This window comes from Xanthomonas sp. WHRI 7065 (genome assembly GCF_040203115.2).
GTDB classification, from domain to species: Bacteria; Pseudomonadota; Gammaproteobacteria; order Xanthomonadales; family Xanthomonadaceae; genus Xanthomonas; species Xanthomonas arboricola.
Genome location: NZ_CP168194.1, coordinates 3,783,611 through 3,808,401, shown reverse-complemented (window position 1 = coordinate 3,808,401; position 24,791 = coordinate 3,783,611). Strand labels below are relative to the sequence as shown.

Here is a 24,791-nt window from a genome sequence, read left to right as displayed (position 1 = left end):
CGCACACCGGTCAATACCTGCGCGACTGATTCGGGATTGGATGCTCACCGCGCTGGAGGCGGTGGACTGGCGCTTCAGTGCGACAACGGCAGCGCAGGCTTGCGCACCACGCGGTATTCGGCCTCGACCACGCGGGTGTGCTGCGGCGTGCGACGGTTCGATTTGCTCAGCAGCTTCCAGGCAATGCCGCCCAGGATCATCGCCGCGCCCACGAACACGCTGAAGAAGATCAGCACCGCAAGGATGACCAGACCAGCCAGGCCGGCGGCCACGCGCACCAGTGGGTGACGCGGCTTGCGCGGGGCAAACAGGTGGTGGAGGTTACCGAATTGGAAGATGCGTGCAGGCATGGCGGTGGGCTGCCGGGCAGGAAACAGGCAGGCAGTATCGTTGCGGTTTCATGTCATTGAGTGAAAACTTCGTTAAGCGATAGCTCGTTTTGTTAAATCCATCACATCCGATGTGTTGCGCGATTGTCGCCTTGGCGGCCCCGGAGCAGCGCCCACACGGGCCAGCAAATGCGTGGACCGTGGCCACTGCGTGGCGTCGGAGCGCTGCAGGCGCATGCCACAATCGCAGTCCGTTCTCCGAACAGCAGACTGCATGTCTTCGTCATCGCCCACCACGCTTGCCGAACTGGCGCAGATTCCCGATGCCGGATTTCTGGAAGTCGAAGCGGTCTGGGACGGCGGCCCGGAGTCCTTGGTGCTGTACCGCGACGGCGCCCAGGTGCGCGCCTGGTTGAACGTCTGCCCGCACGCCGGCCGCCGGCTGGATTGGGCGCCGGGCCAGTTCCTCAAGACCAAGGACGGCCATCTGGTGTGCGCAGCGCATGGCGCAGCGTTCGAGCTCACCGGCGGCGAATGCATCAGCGGCCCGTGCCGCGGTCAGTCGCTGCTGGCGGTGCCGGTGCGCATCGAGGGTGAGCAGGTGGTGCTTGGGTGACCGTTGAAAGTGGTGCGGCTCAGCGCGCCGCCCACCAGAACATCAGGTTGATCATCGACACCATCACCACGATGTAGATCAGCGACAGCGGTGCGCCCACGCGCCACAGCTCGCGCGGCTGATAGTTGGCCGGGCCGGCCACCATCGAGATCACCGGGTTGGAGGCCGTCATCAGATTGTTGGACGCCGACAGCGCCACGATCAGCGCGAATGCGGTGGGGTTGCCGTTGGCGGCCAGCGCCAGGTTGACCGCAATCGGCACCATCACGATGGTGGCGCCGACATGGCTGATCACCAGCGAAAACGCGGTGGTCAGCAGCGCCAGGCTGATTTCCAGCGCCCATACCGGAATGCCTTCGGGCAGGCGGTCGATGGTGTGGCCGGCCACCCAGGCCGCGGTGCCGCTGCTGTCCATCGCCCAGCCGAGTGGAATCAGGCCTGCCATCATGAAGATGGTCTTCCAGTTGATCGAGGCATAGGCCTCGTCCATGCGCAGCACGCCGCTGACCAGCATGCAGGCCACGCCGGTCATCAAGGTCAGTGCCACCGGCAAGCGCGAGGTCAGTGCGATCAGGATGGTGAAGGCGAAGATCGCCATGGCGATCTTGAACTTGTGCGGGCGCTGCTCGCCCTTGGGGAAGTCGGTCACCGGCACGAAATCACGGCTTTCCGCCGCCTGCGCCAGGTCCTGCCAGATGCTGTGGAACACCAGCATGTCGCCGCCGCGCAGCGGTACGTTGCGCACGTCCTCGCGGATCACCTGCTTGTCGCGGTTGATCGCCAGCAGGCTGATGCCGCTCTGCTTGCGCAGGCGCAACTCGGCGGCGGTCTTGCCGATCAGACGCGAGTTGGGCGGAATCAATGCTTCGGAAATGCCGGCCAGGCTGGGGTTGAACAGATCGCCCAGGTTGCGCAGGCGCGAGGACATGCGCAGGAACTGGTTCTGCGCAAAGTCGGTCACTTCCTGGCGCGGCCCCATCGCGCCGAGCACGCTGCCGACCCAGATGCGCATGTCGGCCGGCGGCGCCAGGCGGGTGTCGTTGCCGGTCTTCAGGGCCAGCAGCAACGGCGCGTCGTGCAGCGCTTCGGCCTCGCCCAGGGTCATGCCGACCAATGGGCTTTCGGCGCTGACGGTGAGCTCGAACACGTCGCCGTCGATGCCGTAGGTCTTGGCGAAGTAGCTTTCGGTGCGCGAGGGCGTGACGCCTTCGTTGATCAGGCGTTCTTCTTCGATCAGCTTGCGGTCGCCGTAGAAGCGGAAGTACAGCAGTGCGGCGATCAGCAGGGCCACGCCGATCGGCAGCGGCGCGAACATCGTCAACGGCTCGATGCTGGCCATGCCCGAGGGCAGGTTGTTGTTGGCCGAGACCAATAGATCGTTGAGCAGGATCAGCGGCGAATTGCCCACCATGGTCAGTGCGCCGCCCATCACGATGGCCGCGGCGATCGGCAGCAGCATGCGTTGCAGGGTCAGCCCGGTGCGTGCGGCCAGCCGCGAGGCGACCGGCAGGTACAAGGCCATCACCGACGGGTTCTGCATGAAGGACGAATTCAAGCCGGAGATGGCCAGCGTCATCATCATCAGGCGTTGTTCGCTGCCGTGCGAGCGCCGCAGCAACCAGGTCGCCAGGCGATTCAACGCACCGGTGCGCTCCAGCCCCGCACCGAGAATGGTGGTGGCGATGATGCTCATCACCGCGTTACCGGAAAAACCACCGAACAGTTCTTCCGGCGCCACCAGCCCGGTGACGCCCAGCACCACCAGCACGATCAAGGCCACCACGTCGGCGCGGATGCGCTCGAACAAAAACATCGCCATCGTGAAACCGACCAGCCCGAGGACGAGCTTCATATCGTTGGTCAGTGTCAGCGCGGTGTCCATCGGGGCAGGGATTCGGGATTCGGGAGTGGGGATTGGTCAGGCGACTGCGGCGTCGAGTATGCGGGGAAGCGCTGTTACGAATCCCCAATCCCCGCTCCCGAATCCCGGTCATAAACCAGATCCCACACGCCGTGGCCGAGCTTCTGGCCGCGGGTTTCGAAGTGGGTCTGCGGGCGCCAGGCGGGGCGTTCGACGTGGCCGCGCGGGCCGGCGCGATTGACCAGGCCCGGGGTGGCGTCGAGCACGTCCCACATCTGTTCGGCGTAATCGGCCCAGTCGGTGGCCGCATGCAGGCGGCCGCCATCGCGCAGCTTGCGCACCACCAGCTGCGCGAACGCCGGCTGGATCAGGCGGCGCTTGTTGTGGCGCTTCTTGTGCCACGGATCGGGGAAGTAGATGCGCACCTCGTCAAGCGCGCCATCGGCGATCTCGTGTTCGAGCACTTCCACCGCATCGTGGTGATACAGGCGCACATGCGTGCTGCCATCCTCGTCCAGCGCATTGAGCAGGCGACCGACGCCGGGCGCATGCACCTCGATGCCGATGTAGTCGCGGCTGGGGTCCTGCTGCGCGGCAAAGCGCAATGCCGCGCCATTGCCAAACCCGATCTCCAGCACCTTGGGTGCGGGACGGCCGAAGGCCGCATCGAGATCGCGCGGCGCACCGCTGTAGTCCAGGCCGAAGCGCGGCCACAGCTCGTCGAACGCGCGCTGCTGCGCCGGGGTGAAGCGGCCCTGGCGCAGCACGAAGCTGCGCACCTGCCGGCGGCCCTCTTCGATGGTGAAGGGCTTGGGCGGCATCTTGGCGCCGTCGCTGGTGAAAGGATCAGTCATGAGGAAGTCACATCAAAAAACAAAAGCCCCTCTGCCTTGGGGAGAGGGGTTGGGGTGAGGGTACGGCGTAAGGGAGCACGTGCAGCAACGCGCGATCCAGCAACGGCCACATCCGGCACGTCACACGGCCAGGCAGTGCGCATCGACGGCAATGTCAACGCAGCCCACCCACTCATCCAATCACGCCATCCACCGGACTCGACGCCGAGGCATACCGCTTGCGCGGAATCCGCCCGGCCAGGAAGGCTTCGCGTCCGGCCTCGATCGCCTTGCGCATCGCGCTCGCCATCAGGATGGGATCGCGTGCACCGGCGATGGCGGTATTCATCAGCACGCCGTCGCAGCCCAGCTCCATCGCGATTGCCGCATCCGATGCCGTGCCCACGCCGGCATCGACAATGATCGGTACCTTGGCGTTTTCGATGATTTCCAGCAGGTTGTACTTGTTCTGGATGCCCAGCCCGGAACCGATCGGCGCGGCCAGTGGCATCACCGCCACGCAGCCGATCTCTTCCAGGCGCTTGGCCAGGATCGGATCGTCGGACGTGTAGACCATGACGTCGAAGCCATCGGCAACCAACTGCTCGGCAGCCTTGAGCGTCTGCACCACGTCCGGATACAGCGTGCGCTCGTCGCCGAGCACCTCCAGCTTGGTCAGGTTGTGGCCGTCCAGCAGCTCGCGCGCCAGCCGGCAGGTGCGCACCGCGTCTTCGGCGGTGTAGCAGCCGGCGGTGTTGGGCAGCAGCGTGTAGCGATCCGGCGGCAGCACATCGAGCAGGCTGGGCGCGTTCGGGTCCTGGCCGATGTTCACCCGGCGGATCGCCACGGTGACGATCTGCGCGGCGGCTGCTTCGGTGGCCAGGCGGGTTTCGTCCAGGTCCTTGAACTTGCCGGTGCCGGTCAGCAGGCGCGAACGGTAGGGCTTGCCGGCGATGATCAGCGCATCAGAGGGGGCGGTATTGGTCATCGGGCAATTATCACCGATCGCGCGCAGCTGCGCCGGCCTGCGTGCCGCATCAACCGCCGCCCAGCGCGTGCACGATCTCCACCACATCGCCGGCACGCAACCGGTGCGTGGCATGCCGCCCGCGCGACACGATTTCGCCATTGATCTCCACCGCCACGCGCCGTTGTGCAAGACCTTCCTGCTCCAGCAGGGTGGCCAGCAGCAGGTCGTCGGGAATGTCGCGCGGGGTGCCGTTGAGTTGAATGTTCATGTCATCATTGTGGCATCGCGTGCCGTCAGGGCGCGCGTTTTTGCGTTATGCGGCAATGCAGCGTGAGCGCGGGCGGCGAGGGTGAAACCATGTGCCATTCGCCGGCGTACGTCAGCAGGTCCGGTCCAGTTCCACACTACCTTGAGCAGGCACTCCCATGGCTTCAACCCTTCGCCCGATCCGTTCCCTGATGGCTGTGGCCATCGCCATTGCGGCCACCCCGGCCATGGCCGCGTCTGCGTTCGACCAGACCGTGTTCTTCGGTGACAGCCTCACCGACAGCGGCTATTACAACCCGTTGCTGCCGGCCGCCTCGCGCGCCGTCACCGGCAAGTTCACCACCAACCCGGGCTGGGTCTGGGCCGAGTACGTCGCCGACCATTACGGCACCAATGCCGCGCCCAACGGCAATGGCCAGACCGGCGACAACTACGCCGCCGGCGGCGCCCGCATCCAGGCCGGTTCGACCAGCGTGCTCGGTGCCGCGCCCTCGGTGACCAGCCAGATCAACACCTACCTGAGCGCCAACGGCGGCCAGGCCAACCCGAATGCGCTCTACACCGTATGGGGCGGCGCCAACGATCTGCTCGCCGCTGCCGCCGCGCCGGCCCAGGCGCAGGCCATCATCGGCAACGCGGTCACCGCGCAGGTCGGTGCGGTCGGCGCCTTGCAGGCCGCCGGCGCGCGCTACGTGATGGTGCCGACCATTCCGGACGTGGGCATCACCCCGCGCTTCCGCGCTGGCGGTGCCGCCGCGATGGCGCAGGGCACTGCTGCGGCAACCGCCTACAACACCGCATTGTTCAATGGCCTGCGGTCGGCCGGCCTGCGCGTGATCCCGGTCGACACCTTCCACATCCTGCAGGAAGTGGTTGCCGATCCGGGCACCTACGGCTTCAGCAACGTTACCAGCACCGCCTGCAACCCGGCCGTGCCGCTGCCGGCCTGCAACCCGACCAGCCTGGTCGCCGCCAACGCGCCCAACACCTATGTGTTCGCCGATGGCATCCACCCGACCACCGCCACCCACCAGATCCTGGGCGAGTACGCCATCTCGCTGCTGGAAGCCCCGCGTCTGCAGCAGGTGCTCACGCATTCGGCGCAGGCGATCGGCCGCGCGCGCGCCGACCAGGTGGCCTGGCATCTGGACGGCAAGCCGGACGCCGATGGCCTGCGTTGGTGGGGCAGCGTGCGTGGCGACATGCAGCGTTACGACCACGCCGATCTGTACGACGGCATGGCCCCGGCCGGCCTGTTCGGTGTGGACTGGACTGCGGGCGACCTGGTGTTCGGCGGCTTTGCCGGCTTCGGCAGCATGGACGCCGACTTCGGCAACCGTAACGGCAGCTTCAAGCAGGACGACACCACGCTGGGCGGCTTCTTCGGCTGGTACACCGGCCCGGTCTGGGTCAACGCGCAGGTCAGCTACAGCTGGCTGAGCTACGACGTCGACCGCGAAGTGCAGCTCGGGCCGGCCACCCGCGTGCACAGCGGCTCGCCGGATGGCAGCAACCTCACCGCCGCGGTCAACGCTGGCTATTCGCTGGGCGAAGGCAACGTCAAGTACGGCCCGGTGGTCGGCCTGACCTGGCAGAAGCTCAAGCTCGACGGCTACACCGAGAGCAACGAAAGCTCCACCGCATTGGGCTATGCCGATCAGGACATCGACTCGATGGTCGGCCGCATCGGCTTCCAGGTGCGCCTGGACGTTGCTGCGGTCAAGCCGTACCTGCAGGCGACCTACGACCACGAGTTCAAGGACGGCACCGAAGCCAGCGCCTGGCTGCAGTCGATGCCGGACGTGGGCATGTACACCGTCCCGGGCCAGAACTTCGATCGCAACTACGCCACCGTCGTGCTGGGCGCCCGCACCGGCCTATGGGGCCTGCAGAGCAACATCGGCCTGAGCACCACCACCGCCCAGCGCAGCGCCCGCGACGCGACGCTGTTCGTGAATTTCAGCGGCAACTTCTGATCCAAGCACCACACGCGTTGCAAACGAGGGCCGGGCAACCGGCCCTCGTCACATCTACGCATTGCGCCCGGCCCCCGCACCCGCCTAAACTCTCGCAACGCCGCGCGGGCGTAGCTCAATGGTAGAGCTGTAGCTTCCCAAGCTACTGACGTGGGTTCGATTCCCATCGCCCGCTCCAGAGCTTCCGCCAAGTCTCTAAGTGCCTGACTTGGTTGGATATTTTGGTCGATTGATGATTCCGAGCGATGCCCCCTTGAGGTATCAATCGAGGTATCAATCTTGCCCAAGCCTCTGATGATGTCGCGCTCGGCTGGCCTATATGCGCGCTTCTTTGTTCCCACCGGTCTTAATCTTGGCCGTCATCCTCATCGTATAAGGCGAAGCGCAGTGCCGTACGCGCAACATTGACAAGCAACCAGGTAATGATCACTGACCGCTTCGCCCTATAAGCGGACCGTCCGTGTCGGTTAGCTAAGTTCTTCTAGTATCAAAAGCCAGCCTTGTAGGTGAATTGCGAAATGACAGTCACGTAAATGCTGTTGCGGATTTCCTCTAGAGACACTCCGTCCAGCCAGATCGTATGAATCCGCAAGTACCCAGTCACAATCAAATCGCGGCGATGTCGGCGCACCTGGACAGATTTTATCCAAAGATGTTCGTGCAGGATTCATCCGATAGTGCGGCGTAAAGATCCTTTAATGCCGGGTGATGTTCTCCGAGAACCGGGGTGTGTCCTTAGTCGAGTCGATATCAGCATTCATCACGTGTTTCCCGAATGTCCGGTGGAGCCCTGAGGATTTGACTTCTTGATGCCACGAGAGCGCATTTATCTAGCTGGTCTGCTCCTGGCCATATTCGACGCACGTGTTTAAGGGGCAGCAGCGGCTTCCACGCTCACGCAGCTGATTCCTGGGCAGGGCGTACATCAATCTATCGTCGCAATTCGTCATGTCCTAGCAGCACATTGCGCCTTGGAGCGTTTACTCCTCTCGCTAGGCGGAATCCAGACTCTGGACAGATGGCGGAGCCAGCTGGTCGCCGCAAATCAACATATAACAAGAGCTGGTCTAACTAAACCTAGGGTCGCAGCTTGTGAGATGGCCGTGTGATTTCATGTTCCTCCGCGAAGTTGAACAGTTCGAATAGAAATGCCGTCAACTGCGGATCTAATGCGGTCAAGTTTCCAGCGCCAATTTTGATCGTCGTATTTCGTGTCGTTTTTTGGGGCGTGAGAGATTGCAAATATCCAGGAGTAAGTGATGAGTGAGTCAATAAAAATGTCGGTTGAAGAAGTGCCTGATGGTAGCGTGACCAGGCAAAAAATAAATAATTCGGCATACTCAACTAGCGTTGAGTCCCAGGCTGGGGTAGCCGACAACGGGATTATTAGTCCGTTAAGGCTAGTGGATAAGCTTAAATATGATGGTCTGGCCTCTGCGAGGTCGTTCGGGATTCTCGGGGATGGATCTAACCAGACGGCATTAATCAACTCGGTGCTGAGCCTTGGGAAGCCAATCTACTTTCCTGAAGGCAACTACGCGTGCTTTGATCAGCTTGTTGTGCCAGCCGGCGGCGGTATCATCGGGTGCGGCGAGAAAACTAGATTTGTTAGAAATTTTAGCGCCGGAAAGGCACTTATAAGTTACGTGGGAAATGGGGGTGATGTTGGTCAGCAGCCTTGGCTTCGGCGATTCGCCGTTACAACCGCCGCCAATCAATTTGTCGGAGAAAATGATAACGGTATCGAAATTGGCATTGCTGCGCCTTGGGGGGGGCGTGGGGAAATTGCTGACATCACAATTGTTGGGCAGTTCGATGGTTTCAAGTGGAAGGGCGGCAGCGTGACGTCTTTCAGTGCCATCCGTTGCTATGATAGCAAGCGGCATGGTTTCTTTGGGGTCAACCCTCGCGGTGAACTGCTTGAATGCCACGCGGAGTATAGTGGTGGCAATGGATACTATATACTAGCGACTAATCCTGGTGAAACTGGCGTCCGTCTCATCAATTGCGGGACGTTTTGTAGTCAGGAATTTGGTTTGCAGGTTGATGCTTCAATCCAGGAGGGCGGTGCCAACATTTGGCTGATTGGGCGCTTTTCCTCGTCATTTGATGGGAGGGGTGGAATTCACTCGACCAAGCCTATTGTGCAATTTTTATGGGATAAAATTTTCATTGAGTATTCAGGGTACTCTCGGAACTTTCGCCCCGCATTTGCCGATTATCCGGATGCCAAGGGAGTTACCCTTGCTGGTCCGCGGGTCGAGAGAATAGCTGGAAGCGACATCGAGATATATAATTGTCGCGGACAAGGTATTCTTGTTGACAATGCTGACATCCAGTTGTCGGGGGTCACTAAGGTTGCTAATAACGGCCGAGGTCTTGGGGTGGGAGCCGACCGCGTGGGTGTTGGAATTCAAAACGGAGCGCGTGTCTTTATCCAGTCACTTTACACGGAGGCTCATAAAGCGTCTGTAGCCCAAAGCACGGATTTGGCTATCAATACTCCAGATTGCGTCGTGGAAGTAGGTGAGACGGATTGTAGGGCTGTCTACAATGTAGGGTCACCAGTCTCTTGGGTTGGACGGAGAAAGAATCTCGAGGCCGTAACGATACCGTCTGCTTCGACGTTATTAATTCCGGGGTATGCCAAGCGGGTAACCGTAACAGGCGGGACTAATATCAATGCTGCTACACCCACGTGGCCTGGTCATGAGATTGTTGTTTACTGCGAGGCATCTCCGAGCATTTCCAATGGAAACAACCTGAGGAAGCAGTCATTGTCCGCGGAGAAGGTTAGTCGCTGGACATGTGATGGCACTAACTGGTGGATTTCCAGTTGAGCTAGCTTCTCGCTTAATGACGGGCAGGTTGTTTTCCTGCCTGTCCCTAGATATCGATATAGGTGGCCAATGTTGAGCATATTTAGACCTACCGGGTATTAGCGCGAACCGGGTATTAGCGCGAAAGCAAAATTGCTCCAGGCAAAAAAACAATCGTAGGTTGGGCGATGAATGGGCCGTACTCAGCGCAGTGCTCGACATGGCCATCGAGCGTCTGGCGTAGTCCAGCGCAGGGCTTTAATCAGCAAAGGCGACAGCTCGAGGTTGGAATCGATGCAACGTAAAGCCGCCGGATCTGGAAATCATGAGCTCCGGTAGGGATTTCCATCGCGCGGAATGGGGGGGCGTGCGTAGTAATCGTCCACAGGTCAAATTGCAGTGACGCCCGATAGAGATGCTCCTTGTTGGAGCTGGCACCTACGTTCGTCCAACATCAGTATCAGATGACCGGCTTTCGATGCGCCCTCACTAACGCGTCATCATGGAAAAACGACTCAGGCCGCTAGGTGGGTGAATATCCAACCTGCGTATGAGAGCAGCACGACGTAGCCAACGACAAGCGCCGCATGGACAGCGCGCTGATGAGAACGGATGAGATGCATGCTCCCCTCGCATACAAATGACAGTGGGCGTGTAAACATCAGGCGCCCCTCATCTGCGTAATGGGCGGCTTATGTGTCGCGCTGCGTTGCGTGATGGTGTCGTGAAAGTATGCGTGCTGCAAATAGATATTTGCTATAAGTAATCCATTGTTCGATTGGTTTTGTATTGGGTGGTATTGGATCTGTATTTCTGGCAATGTCCGATCCACTCCAGTGTGGCAATAACGGGCCCTGCCCTAGGTAATGCCCGTGGGCAGGCTGTCTCCTTCGGGAGGTAGCAACGCAATCTCGGAACTATCTGTGAAGCAGCTAGGCTGAGCGGAACGATTTAGCTGCCGATGCGGGGCTATCGTGTGTCGCAGTGTCTGCTACAACCGATTGCGTAGATGCGGCTGGACTTGATTTTTGGCCTTGAGGCTGACATCGATTGCAGCGCGCCGCGGCGAATAACGCTAGTTGCGCGCTTCGCTATTTCCTTCCCCATGGTCAGGAACCTCCTGATTGAGCGGGCTTGCGGCGATGGGCATAGTGGCAGCCATCATCGAGCGAGCACCATGACGGCCACGCATCCTCAACTCATCGGCGCACTTCTCAAGGGCATACGTCGCGCCGAATCCGCGCGTGCCGCCTCGGTTGCTCACCGCGCCGAGCAGATGCGTTTTGGTTACGGCACGCCGGACGATGCGGGCAAGGTGCTGGAGATGTTCGCGCTGGATTCCGAGCAGATTCGCGAGCTTGGTCTGGTGGGGGTGGAAGAGCTGGGCGAGGCGGTCTGCCATGCCTGGTCCATCAATGCCGGCGAGCTGGATCGGGTGGTGCAGTGGTTTTCGGCGCCCAGGGTCGAGTTTGTCGGAAAGCACTGCGGTGAGCTGATCCGGGCCGGGCGTATCGGGCCGGTGCTTACCATGGCCCGTGAGCATGCCTTGCTGCGCCATCGCTGACCGAAGCCAGACTCGGACGCGTCCTGCCGCTTTACGCTAGCCGGCGCAACGGCAATACTCGCTGACCCGTACAACCTTAGTTTTGCCAATGCGCCAGGTTCCGCCCGCTTCACCCTCTGCTGCCGCCAAAGCCCAATTGCTGGAAGAGCTGCGCAAGCTCGAGCAGGAAGAAGCCCAGCTGAAGTATGCCCAGACGCTGGAAGCCTTCGACCAGGTGGTCGAGGTGCTGACCCAGTTCGGTAGCCGCTTCAATGCCAAGCAGAAGTCCCAGATTGCCTCGCTGGCAATGACTGGCAAATCCAAGGGGCCGCTGTCGTCCACGGGCGAGGTGGTGGCCAAATACTGGATTCCGCATTCCGGCGAGACCTGGTCCGGGCGTGGTCGCACGCCGCGTGCGTTCAAGGCCTGGGAAGGCACCAGCTCCTACAAGGAATGGAAGGCCAATCATCCGGACAAGCGATTCCCGCTGTATCCGGGCTGAGTTCTGCGTATTCAAGGTCTTGCTGGGGCTCGTTAGCGTTTAGCGATTCACGGCCGTCGCGCACTTTGGTGTTATCGCCGTCATTGCTGCATTCGAGAAGCTGCCGGATCGTGCAATCAAATGTGGGTCTGGTGATACGTGCCGATGTCGCCGTGCTTTAAGCCGGAGACGGAGAGTTGCGCGTACAGCTTGTTGCGTCGTGATTGACCGGCGGGTTTTTCGATAGATGTACTCGAAATGCGCGATTGCCGGGTGCGGCTGTTTCAGCTTTTGTTAGTTGATCGACTATCGATAAAGACGAGTGATAAGCCGATAGGTTTTGCCCTAATCCGCATCGCCACGCGTGTCACTAGATACCAAGCCGCTGCTTCAAGCTCTTTGGCAAACGAAGCGATTGGAGCTCTATCTGCGATTGCGGCGCACCAGTAGCGATTCTGCTTGCCCCGCGCTCGACGCAGAGTCTGAGTGTCATCGGGATGGTTGTAGCCGAACATGCACTACTGTATCGGCATCCATGAATCGATAACGCAGATCCTGTTAAAGCCGCAGGCTCCGGCGCCTATGTTGAAGCAATAAAAAACTCGCGGCCTACCGGGTTCCGGCAGGCCGCGAGTTCGTGTTACTGCATCGGTACTACTGGTCGTTCTTGCACTCGAACACCGACACGCTACGCGGCGGGGCCAGGAATTCGCTGGCGCCGGCTGGCATCATGTCCACTTCCAGTGCTTCGTCGGTCGAGAGCGCCAGCTTCCAGTGCACCGGTTCGTCGGCCGAGGGCAGGGTGAAGGTCACGCCTTCGTGGTAGGCATTGATGACGATCAACAAGGTGGCGTCGTTGGCCAACTCCTTGACGCCGGAGGTCTGCGCCTTGCCTTCCAGCAGCAGTCCCACCGAGCGCGCGCCGGCATCGGTCCAGTGCGCGTCGTCCATTTCGGTGCCACCTGGATTGAGCCAGGTGAGATCGCGCAGGCCCGCTTCTTCGTTGTACTGGCCGTTGAGAAAGCGGCCGCGGGACAGGATCGGATAGCGCTTGCGCAACTGCGTCAGTGCCTTGACGAAATCAGTCAGGCGGCCATCAGTCGGGTCGTTTTCCCAGTCCAGCCAGGTGATCTCGTTGTCCTGGCAATAGGTGTTGTTGTTGCCGCCCTGCGACTGTGCCCGCTCGTCACCGGCAAGCATCATCGGCGTCCCTTGCGAGAGCAGCAGCGTGGCGAGCAGGTTTTTCATCTGCCGCTCGCGGATCTGCAGCACCTCTGCATTATCGGTATCGCCTTCTTCGCCGTAGTTGCAGGAACCGTCGTTGGACGAACCGTCGCGATTGTCCTCGCCATTGGCGATATTGTGCTTTTCGTTGTAGCTGACCAGGTCGCGCAGGGTGAATCCATCGTGCGCAGTGATGAAGTTGACCGACGCCCATGGACGGCGACCGCGACGATCGAACAGATCGGCAGAGCCGGTGAAGCGCGTGGCGAACTCGGCAAGCTTGCCATCTTCGCCTTTCCAGAACTCGCGCGCGTTGTCGCGGAACTTATCGTTCCATTCCGACCAGCCCGGCGGGAAGTGACCGACCTGGTAGCCGCCGGGGCCGCAGTCCCAGGGTTCGGCAATCAGCTTGACCTCCGACAGCAACGGATCCTGGTTGCAGGCATCCAGGAAACCGCCGCGCTGGTCGAAACCGCTCGGCTCGCGTCCCAGGATCGTGGCCAGGTCGAAGCGGAAGCCGTCCACATGCATCTCACCGGCCCAATAGCGCAGCGAGTCGTTGACGAACTGGATCACCCGCGAGTTGCTCAGGTTGAGCGTATTGCCGGTGCCGGTATCGTTGATGTAGTAACGCTTGTCTTCGGCAAGGCGATAGTAGCTGGCGTTGTCGATGCCCTTGAACGACAACGTCGGGCCCAACTCGCTGCCTTCGGCGGTGTGGTTGTAGACCACGTCCAGGATCACTTCCAGGCCCTGCTTGTGCATGGCCTTGACCATGTCGCGGAACTCATCGCGATGTCCGCTGGACAGGTAGCGCGACTTAAGCGCGAAAAAGCCGATGGTGTTGTAGCCCCAGTAATTGCGCAGGTCCTTGTCCAGCAGGTGCTGGTCGTCCAGATACGCATGTACCGGCAACAGCTCCACTGCGGTGATGCCCAGGTCCTTGATGTATTGCAGCACCTGCGGCTGCGCCAGGCCGGCAAAGGTGCCGCGCACGGCTTCCGGTACCTGCGGGTTGCGCATGGTGTAGCCACGCACATGGGTTTCGTAGATCACCGTCTCGTTCCACGGCGTGAGTAGGCGCGCGTCGTCTTCCCAGTCGTAGGTGTCTTCAACCACCACACACTTGGGCATGAACGGCGCACTGTCGCGCTCGTCGAAGCTCAGATCGCCATCCGGGTGACCCACGGTGTAGCCGTAAAGTTCGTCTGCCCAGATCAGGTCGCCATCCATCTCGCGTGCATACGGGTCCATCAACAGCTTGTTGTGGTTGAAGCGGTGGCCTTCGGTGGGCTCATACGGGCCATGCACGCGGTAGCCGTAGCGCTGGCCGGGTTTGACGTCGGGCAGATAGCCGTGCCAGATCTCGTTGGTGTATTCCGGAAGATCCACCCGCACTTCGGTGCCCTGTTCGTCGAACAGGCACAGCTCCACGCGCGTAGCATGCGCGGAAAACAACGCAAAATTGGTGCCCTGACCATCGAAGACGGCGCCGCGCGGGAACGGGCGTCCTTGGCGGATGCGGGAGGGGTTGGCGTAAGCCGCGCTTGCTGGACGTCGCATTGAGAGTCTCGGGTGCGCCGGCATGCCGGCATTGAGGGAACTCAAGCATTGCGGGTTGCGCTGTGCAAACTGCGTCACGACGACACGGGGGCGGCGTGAGGACGGTTGCTACGGCGCGCGGCGGCCGGTCATTTTCCAACCGCGGTGACAGGAAGCGAGCATGTTGAGGCGTTGAGTCGAGCGCGTTTGCTGCGTTGTCTGCGCGACTGTCGCCGGGCAAGCCGGCGCCGTGCATCATCTGTGTCGAGGTGCGTCCACGCGCGCGCTTGAGCGCCGCGCAGCCGCCCTGCTAGCATCCAGGCCGTCGCAGCCACGCCGCGCGTGCAGTGTTACAGCTGCCTTGCTGCGGTACTTCCACCTCCCATTCTCGGGGCCGTCGCACACCCGTCGAACGCAACGTGCAGGCCAGGGATGCTGCCCGCGCGTGCAATCGACCGGCAGACGTACGGACTTGGGTCACTCCGTCATCAGACTCCGACCATGTCCAGGCCGCGCCGTACACCTGCCGCGATGAAAATCGCCATTCTTTCCCGCAACAGCAAGTTGTATTCGACCCGGCGGCTCATCGAGGCCGGGCGCAAGCGTGGCCACACCGTGCGCATCCTCGACCCGCTGCGCTGCTACATGCGCATCGCCGCCGACGGTTTCAGCCTGCACTACAAGGGCAAGCCGATCACCGGGTTCGATGCGGTGATCCCGCGCATTGGCGCATCGGTCACGCGCTATGCCACCGCCGTGTTGCGCCAGCTCGAATTCATGGGCACCTACACGCCCAACCCGTCCGACGCCATCCTGCGCTCGCGCGACAAGTTGCGCGCGCATCAGCTGCTGGCCGCGCAAGGCATCGACATGCCGGTGACCGTGTTCGGCGACAACCCGGACGACACCCAGGATCTGCTGTCGATGCTGGGCCCGCCGCCGCATGTGGTGAAGTTGAACGAGGGCGCGCAGGGCGCCGGGGTGATTCTCACCGAGAAAGCCAGCGCCTCGCGCGGCGTGGTCGAGGCACTGCGCGGGCTGTACGCCAACTTCATCGTGCAGGAATTCATCGGCGAGGCCGAGGGCGCGGACCTGCGCTGCTTCGTGGTCGGCGACCGGGTGGTTGCCGCCATGCGCCGGCAGGCGGCCGAGGGAGACTTTCGCTCCAACCTGCATCTGGGCGGCAGTGCCGCGGTAGCCCAGGCCACCGAGCAGGAGCAGGAGGTCGCGGTACGCTCGGCACGCGCGCTGGGCTTGGCCGTGGCCGGCGTGGACCTGATCCGTTCCAGACGCGGGCCATTGGTGCTCGAGGTCAATTCGACCCCTGGACTGGAGGGTGTGGAAGGGGTCTGCGAGGTGGACGTGGCGGCGGCGATCATCCAGCACCTGGAGCAGTCGATCCGCTGATCGGGCCAACAGCTTTGTTAGCGAAAATTTAACGAAAATATAATCCTTTCCTCGCTAGCCTCACCCGACCGTAGCTCCGCTCTCGGCAGTGACGGTGATCGGGATGAACTTTTGGCCCAAGTGCGTTGTCGCACTTGGGCCTTTTTATGTGGCGGCTTGCTGCCCCCAGGCTTCGCGTCTACATTCGCTGATGTTAAATCGCTCAGGCACACAAGGAGGCGTCGGCATGGCAAGGCAAGTCAGCACCGCAATGCTGCTCAGCGTGAGCGGTTTCCTGATCAGCCCTGCCTGCGCAATGGCGGGTGATGTCGGCGCCCCGTCCAAGCCACCGGCTGAGCAGGTGCGGAGCGATATGCACAAGGGCGCGAAGTACTCCGAGATCAGTCAGGATGAGCGCGCTAAGGTGACATCGGCACTTGATTGCAGCGAAGCCACGTTGGAGGCGCAGCCGGATGTCACCGTGCTGCAGCCGGACAAGTGCGCAGCGTTGCATAACGATCAGGAGCCCGTCACCCAGATTTTGACCAAGGCAGGCGAAGATGATCGGCTAATTGCCGGCGCGCGCGTGCACTTGGTCCGCAGATGAGTATCAGGCAGGGTATGACCGCCGCCGAGCGCCGCCGTCAGACGACTGCGAGTCAAGACAACATTTCTCGGCGCCAGCGCTAAAAAACAGCTTAACCAATGAGGTTCCAGTGCGAATTCTAGTAATCGAAGACAACAGCGATATCGCCGCCAATCTGGGCGACTATCTCGAAGACCGCGGCCACACGGTGGACTTTGCCGCCGACGGCGTGACCGGTCTGCACCTGGCCGTGGTGCACGAGTTCGACGCCATCGTGCTCGACCTCAACCTGCCCGGCATGGATGGCATCGAGGTGTGTCGCAAGCTGCGCAACGAAGCGCGCAAGCAGACACCGGTGCTGATGCTCACCGCACGCGATTCGCTGGACAACAAGTTGGCCGGTTTCGACTCCGGCGCAGACGACTACCTGATCAAGCCGTTCGCGCTGCAGGAAGTGGAAGTGCGGCTCAATGCGTTGTCGCGTCGTGGCAAGGGCGTGCACACCCGCGTGCTGGAAACCGGCGATCTCGAATACAACCTGGACACGCTGGAAGTGCGTCGCCGCGGCAAGCTGCTGCAGCTCAACCCCACTGCGTTGAAGATCCTGCAGTCGCTGATGGAAGCCTCGCCGGCCGTGGTTACCCGTCAGGAGCTGGAAACCCGCGTCTGGGGCGAAGAACTGCCGGATTCGGATTCGTTGCGCGTGCATATCCACGGCCTGCGTGCGGTGGTCGACAAGCCTTTCGATGTGCCGATGATCCAGACCCGTCACGGCATCGGCTATCGCATCGCCTCGCCCGATGCCTGAAAGCAATAACGGCGCGCGGCCCGCCCGCAGGCGCGGCCGCTATCGGCGGCGCCTGCGCAGCCGCATCATCCTGTCGTTCGTGCTGTTGGGCTTCTGCCTGACCACGCTGTTCGCCTTCGCCACCAACTGGGCGCGCTCGCGCGTGGAAAACCAGTTGGTGGAAGACGTGATGAACCGCAATATCGACGCCTTTGCGCAGCGCTTCTATTCCGACCCGCTGCGTAACCCCGACCTGCCGGTGCAGCAGATGCGCGGGCGGGTGGTCAAAAGCGACAAGTTCGAAGCGCTGCGGCTGGAACAGCCGGAGTGGTACCAGTTTCCTGACGGCATCCACACCATCTCCGGCGTGGACGAAAACGGCAACGCGTATTCGTACAAGCTGGCCGTGCGCAAGACGCCGAGCGAGTGGTTCTTCCTCGCCTACGACATGACCCAGACCATCAAGGGCGAGATCCAGCTCAAGCGCACCTTGATGCTTTCGGTGCTGGTGTTCAGCGGCTTCTCGCTGCTGATTGGCTGGTGGTCGGCATCCAAGGTCATGCGCCCGGTGTCGGACCTGGCTGCACGCCTGCGCGCCTATCGCGGCGGCACCAGCGAGCCCAAGCCGCTGGCCGCGCACTTCCCGGACGACGAAGTAGGCCAGCTGGCCGAAGCGCTGGACGATTACTCGGCCCGCCTCACCGAGGTGGTGCAGCGCGATCGCGAATTCAATGCCGACGTCAGCCACGAACTGCGCACCCCGCTGGCGGTGATTCGCGGCGCCACCGAACTGCTGCTCACCAAGCCCAATCTCGACGAAAAGATGCTGCAACGCCTGCAGCGCATCCAGCGCGCCGAACTGCAGTGCAGCGACCTGATCGGCTCGCTGCTGCTGCTCTCGCGCAACGAACGCGGGCAGGGCAGCAGCAACGTCGCTAAGGTGGCCGAACAGCTGATCGACGCGCACCGCGCCCAGCTCGGCGGCAAGCAGCTGGAGCTGCTGTTGGAGGGTGAACGCGACCTGGTCATCGACGCGCCCGAATCCGCCTTGTCGGTGGCGCTGGGCAACCTGATCGGCAATGCGGTCAAGTACACCCAGGACGGCCAGGTACGCGTGCGCGTGCTTGGCGATGCGGTGGAAGTGATCGACTCCGGCCCCGGCCTGAGCGAGGAAGACGCCGCCAAACTGTTCCAGCGCGGCTACCGCGGCACCCACGCCGGCCACTCGCAAGGCGGCGGCATCGGCCTGTCGATCGTCAGCCGGCTGTGCGACCTCTACGGCTGGCGCGTCAGCGTGCGACCAGGCCAGCAGCGCGGCGTCATCGCAACCCTAGCCTTCCACCGCTGACCACCACCCGCACTCCCGTAGGAGCGCACCCGGGCGCGACAGCCTTATACCCATGACGCCCCCGCGCCGGTGCTTGCAGACAACATCCGCACCCAAAACCCAGCTCAGCGCTCTACAACCGTCACCACCAACTCGCCCGCACACGCCGTGATCTGCAGCTTGCACCCAACCGCAAACCCCAACTGCTCCAGCCACAGCCCGCGTAGGCGTACGCTCGGGATGCGCTGGCTATGTGGCCGGCCCGGCTCCGCATCGTAGAACGCATAGCCCACCGTGCAGCGCGTGGGCGTACGTGCCTTGCGCGGTGGCCGCGGCGGCAGATCGTCCACGGGAGGCCTGTGGCGACGGTCGAAGGTGAGATTGTCCACATCGAACGTGGGTGACGGCACCAGCCGCATGGGCTGCGTGTCCTTTACCGGCGTGGCTGCTCGCTTGGCGGAAGCGGTGCGCTTGGTATTCGATTTGGACCGCTTGGCGGTTGGAGACTGCGCCCGGCTCATCGCCTCACCTCCGCCAGCACCACGGGGCGACGACGCCCACCAACCTGCAATACCGATGCATCTGTCATGACAGCGCCTCCTTCCAGGAACAGGCACCGTCGCCGGCCGGCGATGGGATGTGGGGAGGTTAGAAACCGCTCATAGCCGGCGGGCGTATTCCTCCCGAAGGAGTGTTGTATTAGCCGCCCTCCCGACGCAGGCATCGCGTCGGCTTGCGACTGCGAACAGGCACAAAAACCCACCGGTTTGACGGAGGTGGGTACCGCTGTAAGCGGAGTTTCTACGCTTCTTGTGGTAGAGGTCGCTACTAGTCATCTGGGATGTCAACTGCGCAAAATGAATGGAGTAGGGTCAGATGAAAATTAAGCTTTGGCGTACCAACGGTCAGGGCAAATATCGTGATCGTCCTATCCGTTGCAATGTTTATCCGCAAACAGAGCTTCTGAAGGCTCTCAAGTTCAGCCAACTGCGCGCAATCGCGAAACATGTAGCCGGCTACGGATATGGGTTTTGCTGTTCTCAATACTATTCTTTACCTCATCTTAACTGGCGCCGCAGCTGCTGAAATCAGCTTTAGGCCTTTCGCTCCAGTTGTGGCCCGTTATAGTGCTAAAGCAGAGGTGGTAGCAACCTCCGCCTACCTTATGTCCATCCGGACTGGATTGGCAGGTGATGAGGCAATCGGCAGAAGGGGTGCACTCTTTCTTAAGTAAGTTAATTTCACACTTCTCAATTTCGGAGAGTTGTCTTCTGGCAGAAGCCTGGCAATTATGAAATTGTACGAGATCGCCATAATCGCTACCTACGCTAATTTGCGTGGGCGGTTCGATGTCACCTCGCCCACACGCCGTTGTTAGCATGGGTGTGATGCCCGTAAAAAAGATAAGTAGGTGTTTTAAAATATTATTCAAAGGCAGATCCGCAACCGAAGCATTTTTGCTGCAAGTATCTAGCGACGCCTTCGTAGTTTTGCTGAAGGCTAAGCGAAAGTGGGCTGCCAAGTACCAAGTGCACAGCTTCATGGGCGATGACCGAGGCCATTGAGCAGCATCCTGTTCCTGAGAAAATGGCATTGCCGATGCCGATAGCATTTGGGTCCAAATTTGGATTGGCATAACCGCAAGTTCCAACAGAGTTGTCACGATAGATGGTGGCGAACATCACCTTGGAAATTACTTCCGCCTTCTGCGACTCGGTTATTTTGTAAGGATTGCTCGGGTCGCAATCTTCTACATTGCACCTTTGCAGCTTTGCAATCGCTTCGGCTCGGGCAAGCTCTTTGTGATTTTCGAATCTATAGCCAGGTCCTGGTGTTGCCAGTAAGCCGTTCCGATCCAGGGAATTGATCGGATTGGACGCTACGTAGCTATATGTGCTTGTCCCCCCTTCCAATCCAATGAGATCACTCTGCCCATAGCGCCCGGTAGCGGCCTCGTAGTCCCGGAAGTAGTTCTGATTCAATCCACTCGCTGCATCAAACCGCTGCCCCGGGAAGCGCATATCCAACACCAGCGCCGCACCATCGCCATCCGGATCCTGATTCGGCGCGGTGTTGCCGAAGGCTTCGCCCTTCAAGCTCCATGTCCACACCGCCACATCGCGGGTTGGGTCGATCACCACGCGCGGACTGCCCAGATGATCGGGTTCGATGTAGTGCAGCGTGTTGGCATTGGCCAGCAGGCCGACCGGTAGATCGTCCAGCCAGATCGCCTGCTGCTTGGGCGCGCCGTTGCTGTCGTAGTCGCCTAGCCAATGGCCTGCTTCGTCATAGAGCGTGTAGGTGTTGGTGGTGCCTAAGAAGCGGCGCACCTGCTCGCCACGGCCGTTGTAGCGGTAGTTCATGGTCACCGCGCCGGCGCGGCGGGCCTGGGTCATGCGGCCGGTGGTGTCGTAGGTGTACTGGCGCGCGGTGCCGCCGATGGCGGTGGTGTTGCCGGTAGCGTCGTAACTGCGGGCCACGCCGGCCACCGCACTGAGGCGGTGGCTGTCGGCCGGGTAGGTGTAGGCCTGCATGGCCGTGCCGACCTTGGCGCTGAGGCGGTTGCCGGTGGCGTCGTAGCTGTAGCCGTCGATCAGGGTACCGGTGCGGCCGTCCTTGAGGCCGGTCAGGCGGCCCAGGGCGTCGTAGCCCAGGCCGATTTCGGGCGTGGGATTGCCGGCTGGGGTCAGTGCGGTGAGGTTGCCGGCCGGGTCGAAGCCGAAGCCCACTTCCAGCCCACCCGGGCGGGTGTCCTGAATCGCCTGCGGGCGGTAGTCCAGATCGTACTGGCGGGCGAGGATGCGGCCATTGCCATAGGTCCAGCCGGCAGCCGGACCGAACGGGTAGTAGCTGGCGTTGCCCAGCAGCACCTGGCGGCTGCCGCCGGCCGGGGTCACGCCGACCTCGGTGGTCTGGCCTTGCGAGTTGCGCACATAATCGACCACCGCCCCGTCCGGATAGATCATGCGGCGCAACTGGCCGCCGACGGTGTAGTCGTAGCGCAGCACCAACGCCTTGCTGTTGCTGGTCTGCACCTTGCGCACCAGATCGCCGAAGCGGTTGTAGCAGTACTGGGTGATGGCGCCGCCGTCCTGCATCTTGGTCAGGCGGCCGATGGAGAAGGTCTCCCCGCTCGTGCAGGCCGTCTGCGTCACGTCGTAGGTGTAAGTGACGTTGAGGCCGCTGGTGGGGTAGGTGACCTTGGTCAGGCGATTGAGCGCATCGTAGCCGTAGGCGGTGGTATTGCCGCGCGCGTCGGTCTGGGTGGCGCGGTTGCCGGCGCTGTCGTAGGTGTAGCTGGTGACGCCAGTGTCCGGGCTGGTGAGCTTCACCAGATCGCCGAAGCCGTTGTACTCGTATTTGGTGTCCAGACCCTTGGGGTCGGTGACCTTGGTGAGGTTGTCCAGCGCGTCGTAGTCGAATGTGGTGTCGGCCTTGATGCCGGCTACATCCTGCAGCGTGCGCGACAGCCGGTTTAGCGGGTCGTATTCGCTCTGCGTCGCGGTTGCCAATGCATCGGTCACCTTGGTGGCGTTGCCGTTGGCGTCGTACTCGAAATCGGTGGGGTCGCTGCCCGCGGTGGCCTGCGTCTTGAGTTGGCCGAGCTGGTTGTAGACACGCGAGAGCGTGCGCTTCAACGTACCGGTTGCGTCCTGGGTGTCTTCCTTGACGCGATTGCCGGCGTTGTCCAGCGTGTAGTGGACAGTGTTGCCCGCGTTATCGGTGATATCGGTCAGCCGATGCGCCGCATCGTAGGTGAAGGCAGTGAACGCGCCATCGGGCTGGGTGACCTGCTTGACCAGGCCAGTCGGCCAGTAATCGATGTGGGTGATGCGGTCATCGGCCTCGCTGGACGCATCGCTTCCGCGCACCTTGCTGGCGGTCAGCCAACCGCGCGGGTGATAGGTGTAGTCGGTGACAACGCCGTTGGCGTCCTTGATGGACAGCGGGCGGCCGGCGCCGTCGTAGGCGAGGTATTCGATGACTTGGCCGAGGGCGTTAGTGACTTTCCACAAGTCGCTTTTGCGGTATGCGCAGAGGCCTGATTGCGAATTGCATCCCGCACTGTCACCAGAGAAATAGGAGAACGCAACTGTGTCCTGAGTTCCGGGTAGCGGGCCATTCGTAACCAGAATCAGCCCGACGCTTGGACATGTCAATGCTTGCACGTCCTGTTGTTCGCAATACCTGGACGTTGAACTCCTAGTAGTTGCAGAAGCAAGATCCTCCTTGATAATACCCAACGGTTGGCCACGCGAGTTGAGCAGATACTTGACAGAGATTGCTTCTGAGAGAGTTTTTACTGTCCGGTTCGTATCCCTGCTTTTCCAGCTTTCTATTTTTCTTTGCTGAGGCGTTCCGGCGGCCTGCGTGCTCTGCGTCACCAAGATGCTTCCCAATTCCGGATCTGTAAGCTCTTGATAATAAAGATTTTCGGTGCGCCCCAGTCTATCCGTACTCGAGACGAGTCTCCTGCGGAAATCTGACGAATAAGACGCATAAGACCTGGATGCAACGCCCTGTGAAGAAGAAATGCTTAATACCTTCCGATAAGGTTCATCGCTGGAAAGCTGGACTTCTTCAATGGCGCCATTTGCACCAGTGTGTCTTACCAGATCGCCGCTGACGTACTCGAATACACCTCTGCTCACACCACCAGCATGCTCCGAGAGAGTGGCCATGCCATCGGTGTCGTATTGGTAGTTGGAGTAAATCGTCTCGGACTCGTCTCCGATTGCCGTTAATCCGTCTGGAAAATTAGGGTCGCTATAATAGTAGTGCTTTGAAGTACCATCTGCGTAGATGACTCCAGCAAGCCTTCTTGCAGCATCGTAGACATAGGTGACAAGAATTCCTCTCGCGTCACTTACCGTGGAGATTTCTGATTCATTAGCGCCATTTGAGTCTGCATAAGTGAAATCAAGATAGCGGCCCGATGAATGCATCGCGCGCGCAAGTCTCTGTTTGAAGTCGAAATAAAGTGATATGACACTACCGTCTGGATACTCTATCTGATAAGCGCGGCCATAGTCATTAAAAATATATCTTTCGCTCCCTGTCTCCAGGGTGTACTCGCCGCCGACGTACCTGAGCCTGGCGCCAGAACCGTCAATCCCTTCGCCGTTTTGGAAGACGGAAAGTGAACCATCTGGGTAGAGAACGGAATTTGCTCCATTACCAATCACGAGGCGCACATTGAAGTTGTGAGTCCAGTGCTGCCTTCCGATGCCGCCGGTGACTTTGAATGAAGAATTGTAAGTGCGATAAAAATTGGTCCAGGCAACCGAGATGTCGACTTCCTTTTGAACCTTGTTGCCTGTGGTAAGGCTGATAGGGTTGTCGCGTAAATCGCAAGGAGAGCAAGTAAGGGGCTTTGAGTACAGTGTTGCGATAGCGTCTCGTATACAGCTGGATCCATTCCATCCGAGATACTGGGCGCATTCCACCTTCCGGTTGCGCCATTGCTGCACCGTCCAGCGCCTGGAGCAACTCGAGTCACTGGCGATCATGTCGAAGACGCGTGACTGATTTGAAGGAATTCCTCCAAAGCTACCTTGGTCCTGCCAGTCCTCGGTTGGAGTAAACGACGTAAACCGGCATTCTGGATACTGGGCGTTGTATGCTGCCAATGTCATTGCGTTGGCGATTTCCTCCGAACCAACTCCAGGGGAGTCGTTGCCGTATCCCGTGTAAGCCCAGGCTCCGGTTTCTGGAGGGCGCGGCCTCGCCCTATAGACGTAGGCCGTAGTGTCGGAACTTTGCTGTGTGTATTGAAGCTCTTCTGCGTAGACGTATTCGGCACCTTTGGAGCGCACTGCAGACAGCGCTGAACTCTCGCTCGGGAAAACTCCGGGAACGACGTTGGTGGTCCAGGACTGGGGCGAGGCCGCCAACGCATCTTTCACAAAGATGGCTAGGGCTAGGCCGATCAGTAATCCTAAGGCGTTCGTCGAACCGCAAAACGGCATCCTGCGGCCTGTAGCGCAACGCCTTGCTGTACCGGGGATGCGAAAGATATGGTACTTGGTAGCCAAGCCTTTAATCCAATTCCACGCTACGTAGAGAAAAGCGCTTTGCGAATTGTTGAATTGCTTCATGGTCAGCCTATTATCCGTGGCGTTGGAATGCATAAGTTCATCTGGCTGGGAACGACGTCGCCTCCTAATCAAACGAGAAGGGCCTTGCGTGGTTCTGAGGGTGATGGCCCACACGTATCAGATGACTAGGTTCCTCTCTAATCGAT

At 60.8% G+C, this 24,791-nt stretch carries 16 protein-coding genes, 1 tRNA gene and 1 pseudogene; 10 read left to right on the top strand and 8 right to left on the bottom strand.

Features of this window, described 5'->3' with window-relative positions; genetic code table 11:
* Positions 1 to 74: 74 nt before the first annotated feature.
* Positions 75 to 350 carry a hypothetical protein gene (locus tag ABQY64_RS15915; RefSeq protein WP_024940319.1) on the bottom strand — a complete coding sequence of 92 codons (276 nt, stop codon included), beginning with the start codon at positions 348 to 350 and terminating at the stop codon, positions 75 to 77.
* 253 nt (positions 351 to 603) lie between these two features.
* Here ABQY64_RS15915 and ABQY64_RS15910 point away from each other — a divergent pair, with 253 nt between their 5' ends.
* Entirely contained in the window at positions 604 to 945 is a 342-nt protein-coding gene (locus ABQY64_RS15910; protein WP_039525787.1) for a Rieske (2Fe-2S) protein, read from the top strand.
* Positions 946 to 964: 19 nt separating this feature from the next.
* Here the strand turns inward: ABQY64_RS15910 and ABQY64_RS15905 are convergent, their stop codons facing one another.
* The 4 genes from ABQY64_RS15905 to thiS all read right to left on the bottom strand — a co-directional run bounded on the left by ABQY64_RS15905 (position 965) and on the right by thiS (position 4,877).
* Complete coding sequence (locus ABQY64_RS15905) at positions 965 to 2,827, bottom strand: SLC13 family permease (protein ID WP_016903329.1); 1,863 nt, start codon at positions 2,825 to 2,827, stop codon at positions 965 to 967.
* 74 nt (positions 2,828 to 2,901) lie between these two features.
* Positions 2,902 to 3,660 (bottom strand): tRNA (guanosine(46)-N7)-methyltransferase TrmB, encoded by a 759-nt coding sequence (gene trmB / locus ABQY64_RS15900; RefSeq protein ID WP_053045691.1) that lies wholly within the window; start codon positions 3,658 to 3,660, stop codon positions 2,902 to 2,904.
* Positions 3,661 to 3,832: 172 nt separating this feature from the next.
* Positions 3,833 to 4,627, bottom strand: a complete 795-nt coding sequence (locus tag ABQY64_RS15895) for a thiazole synthase (protein WP_016903327.1) — start codon at positions 4,625 to 4,627, stop codon at positions 3,833 to 3,835.
* A gap of 49 nt (positions 4,628 to 4,676) precedes the next feature.
* On the bottom strand, positions 4,677 to 4,877 hold the full coding sequence (gene thiS / locus ABQY64_RS15890; protein WP_016903326.1) for a sulfur carrier protein ThiS: 201 nt from the start codon (positions 4,875 to 4,877) through the stop codon (positions 4,677 to 4,679).
* A 190-nt stretch (positions 4,878 to 5,067) separates the two neighbouring features.
* Here thiS and ABQY64_RS15885 point away from each other — a divergent pair, with 190 nt between their 5' ends.
* The 5 genes from ABQY64_RS15885 (at position 5,068) to ABQY64_RS15865 (ending at position 11,716) form a co-directional block, all read left to right on the top strand.
* A complete protein-coding gene (locus ABQY64_RS15885) occupies positions 5,068 to 6,852 on the top strand; it encodes an autotransporter domain-containing protein (RefSeq protein WP_349779550.1) in 1,785 nt (594 codons plus the stop codon).
* 104 nt (positions 6,853 to 6,956) lie between these two features.
* Positions 6,957 to 7,030: transfer RNA gene (locus ABQY64_RS15880), tRNA-Gly, on the top strand.
* Between the two features lie 1,081 nt (positions 7,031 to 8,111).
* Positions 8,112 to 9,692 (top strand): hypothetical protein, encoded by a 1,581-nt coding sequence (locus ABQY64_RS15875; protein WP_349779524.1) that lies wholly within the window; start codon positions 8,112 to 8,114, stop codon positions 9,690 to 9,692.
* Between the two features lie 1,156 nt (positions 9,693 to 10,848).
* Positions 10,849 to 11,235 carry a hypothetical protein gene (locus tag ABQY64_RS15870; protein WP_026064907.1) on the top strand — a complete coding sequence of 129 codons (387 nt, stop codon included), beginning with the start codon at positions 10,849 to 10,851 and terminating at the stop codon, positions 11,233 to 11,235.
* Positions 11,236 to 11,323: 88 nt separating this feature from the next.
* On the top strand, positions 11,324 to 11,716 hold the full coding sequence (locus tag ABQY64_RS15865) for an H-NS family nucleoid-associated regulatory protein (RefSeq protein WP_023904915.1): 393 nt from the start codon (positions 11,324 to 11,326) through the stop codon (positions 11,714 to 11,716).
* Positions 11,717 to 12,349: 633 nt separating this feature from the next.
* On the opposite strand, the gene glgX is transcribed toward ABQY64_RS15865, so the two are convergent.
* Entirely contained in the window at positions 12,350 to 14,482 is a 2,133-nt protein-coding gene (glgX, locus tag ABQY64_RS15860; protein WP_104570931.1) for a glycogen debranching protein GlgX, read from the bottom strand.
* 480 nt (positions 14,483 to 14,962) lie between these two features.
* Between glgX and rimK the strand changes: the two genes are divergently transcribed.
* The 4 genes and pseudogenes from rimK (at position 14,963) to ABQY64_RS15840 (ending at position 18,568) form a co-directional block, all read left to right on the top strand.
* Positions 14,963 to 15,868, top strand: coding sequence for a 30S ribosomal protein S6--L-glutamate ligase (gene rimK, locus ABQY64_RS15855; protein WP_166767257.1), 906 nt, complete (start codon positions 14,963 to 14,965; stop codon positions 15,866 to 15,868).
* 190 nt (positions 15,869 to 16,058) lie between these two features.
* A pseudogene (locus ABQY64_RS15850) lies at positions 16,059 to 16,537 on the top strand (hypothetical protein).
* A 26-nt stretch (positions 16,538 to 16,563) separates the two neighbouring features.
* Positions 16,564 to 17,241 carry a response regulator transcription factor gene (locus ABQY64_RS15845; RefSeq protein ID WP_006448355.1) on the top strand — a complete coding sequence of 226 codons (678 nt, stop codon included), beginning with the start codon at positions 16,564 to 16,566 and terminating at the stop codon, positions 17,239 to 17,241.
* A complete protein-coding gene (locus ABQY64_RS15840; protein WP_016904089.1) occupies positions 17,234 to 18,568 on the top strand; it encodes a HAMP domain-containing sensor histidine kinase in 1,335 nt (444 codons plus the stop codon). The genes ABQY64_RS15845 and ABQY64_RS15840 overlap by 8 nt, the downstream gene beginning before the upstream one ends.
* A gap of 104 nt (positions 18,569 to 18,672) precedes the next feature.
* On the opposite strand, the gene ABQY64_RS15835 is transcribed toward ABQY64_RS15840, so the two are convergent.
* Entirely contained in the window at positions 18,673 to 19,068 is a 396-nt protein-coding gene (locus tag ABQY64_RS15835) for a SymE family type I addiction module toxin (RefSeq protein ID WP_104559906.1), read from the bottom strand.
* Between the two features lie 903 nt (positions 19,069 to 19,971).
* The gene (locus ABQY64_RS15830) at positions 19,972 to 24,678 is read right to left on the bottom strand and encodes an RHS repeat-associated core domain-containing protein (protein WP_349779525.1); all 4,707 of its coding nucleotides are present in this window, start codon (positions 24,676 to 24,678) and stop codon (positions 19,972 to 19,974) included.
* Between the last annotated feature and the right edge of the window lie 113 nt (positions 24,679 to 24,791).

What these genes read in the sequence shown, in the direction of transcription:
- thiS (WP_016903326.1), bottom strand. Translation starts at nt 4,877, where the DNA reads ATGAACATTCAACTCAACGGCACCCCGCGCGACATTCCCGACGACCTG.
- ABQY64_RS15865 (WP_023904915.1), top strand. Translation starts at nt 11,324, where the DNA reads ATGCGCCAGGTTCCGCCCGCTTCACCCTCTGCTGCCGCCAAAGCCCAA.
- ABQY64_RS15870 (WP_026064907.1), top strand. Translation starts at nt 10,849, where the DNA reads ATGACGGCCACGCATCCTCAACTCATCGGCGCACTTCTCAAGGGCATA.
- rimK (WP_166767257.1), top strand. Translation starts at nt 14,963, where the DNA reads ATGTCCAGGCCGCGCCGTACACCTGCCGCGATGAAAATCGCCATTCTT.
- ABQY64_RS15840 (WP_016904089.1), top strand. Translation starts at nt 17,234, where the DNA reads ATGCCTGAAAGCAATAACGGCGCGCGGCCCGCCCGCAGGCGCGGCCGC.
- ABQY64_RS15905 (WP_016903329.1), bottom strand. Translation starts at nt 2,827, where the DNA reads ATGGACACCGCGCTGACACTGACCAACGATATGAAGCTCGTCCTCGGG.
- ABQY64_RS15885 (WP_349779550.1), top strand. Translation starts at nt 5,068, where the DNA reads ATGGCTGTGGCCATCGCCATTGCGGCCACCCCGGCCATGGCCGCGTCT.
- ABQY64_RS15910 (WP_039525787.1), top strand. Translation starts at nt 604, where the DNA reads ATGTCTTCGTCATCGCCCACCACGCTTGCCGAACTGGCGCAGATTCCC.
- ABQY64_RS15915 (WP_024940319.1), bottom strand. Translation starts at nt 350, where the DNA reads ATGCCTGCACGCATCTTCCAATTCGGTAACCTCCACCACCTGTTTGCC.
- ABQY64_RS15895 (WP_016903327.1), bottom strand. Translation starts at nt 4,627, where the DNA reads ATGACCAATACCGCCCCCTCTGATGCGCTGATCATCGCCGGCAAGCCC.
- trmB (WP_053045691.1), bottom strand. Translation starts at nt 3,660, where the DNA reads ATGACTGATCCTTTCACCAGCGACGGCGCCAAGATGCCGCCCAAGCCC.
- glgX (WP_104570931.1), bottom strand. Translation starts at nt 14,482, where the DNA reads ATGCGACGTCCAGCAAGCGCGGCTTACGCCAACCCCTCCCGCATCCGC.
- ABQY64_RS15835 (WP_104559906.1), bottom strand. Translation starts at nt 19,068, where the DNA reads ATGAGCCGGGCGCAGTCTCCAACCGCCAAGCGGTCCAAATCGAATACC.
- ABQY64_RS15830 (WP_349779525.1), bottom strand. Translation starts at nt 24,678, where the DNA reads ATGCATTCCAACGCCACGGATAATAGGCTGACCATGAAGCAATTCAAC.
- ABQY64_RS15875 (WP_349779524.1), top strand. Translation starts at nt 8,112, where the DNA reads ATGAGTGAGTCAATAAAAATGTCGGTTGAAGAAGTGCCTGATGGTAGC.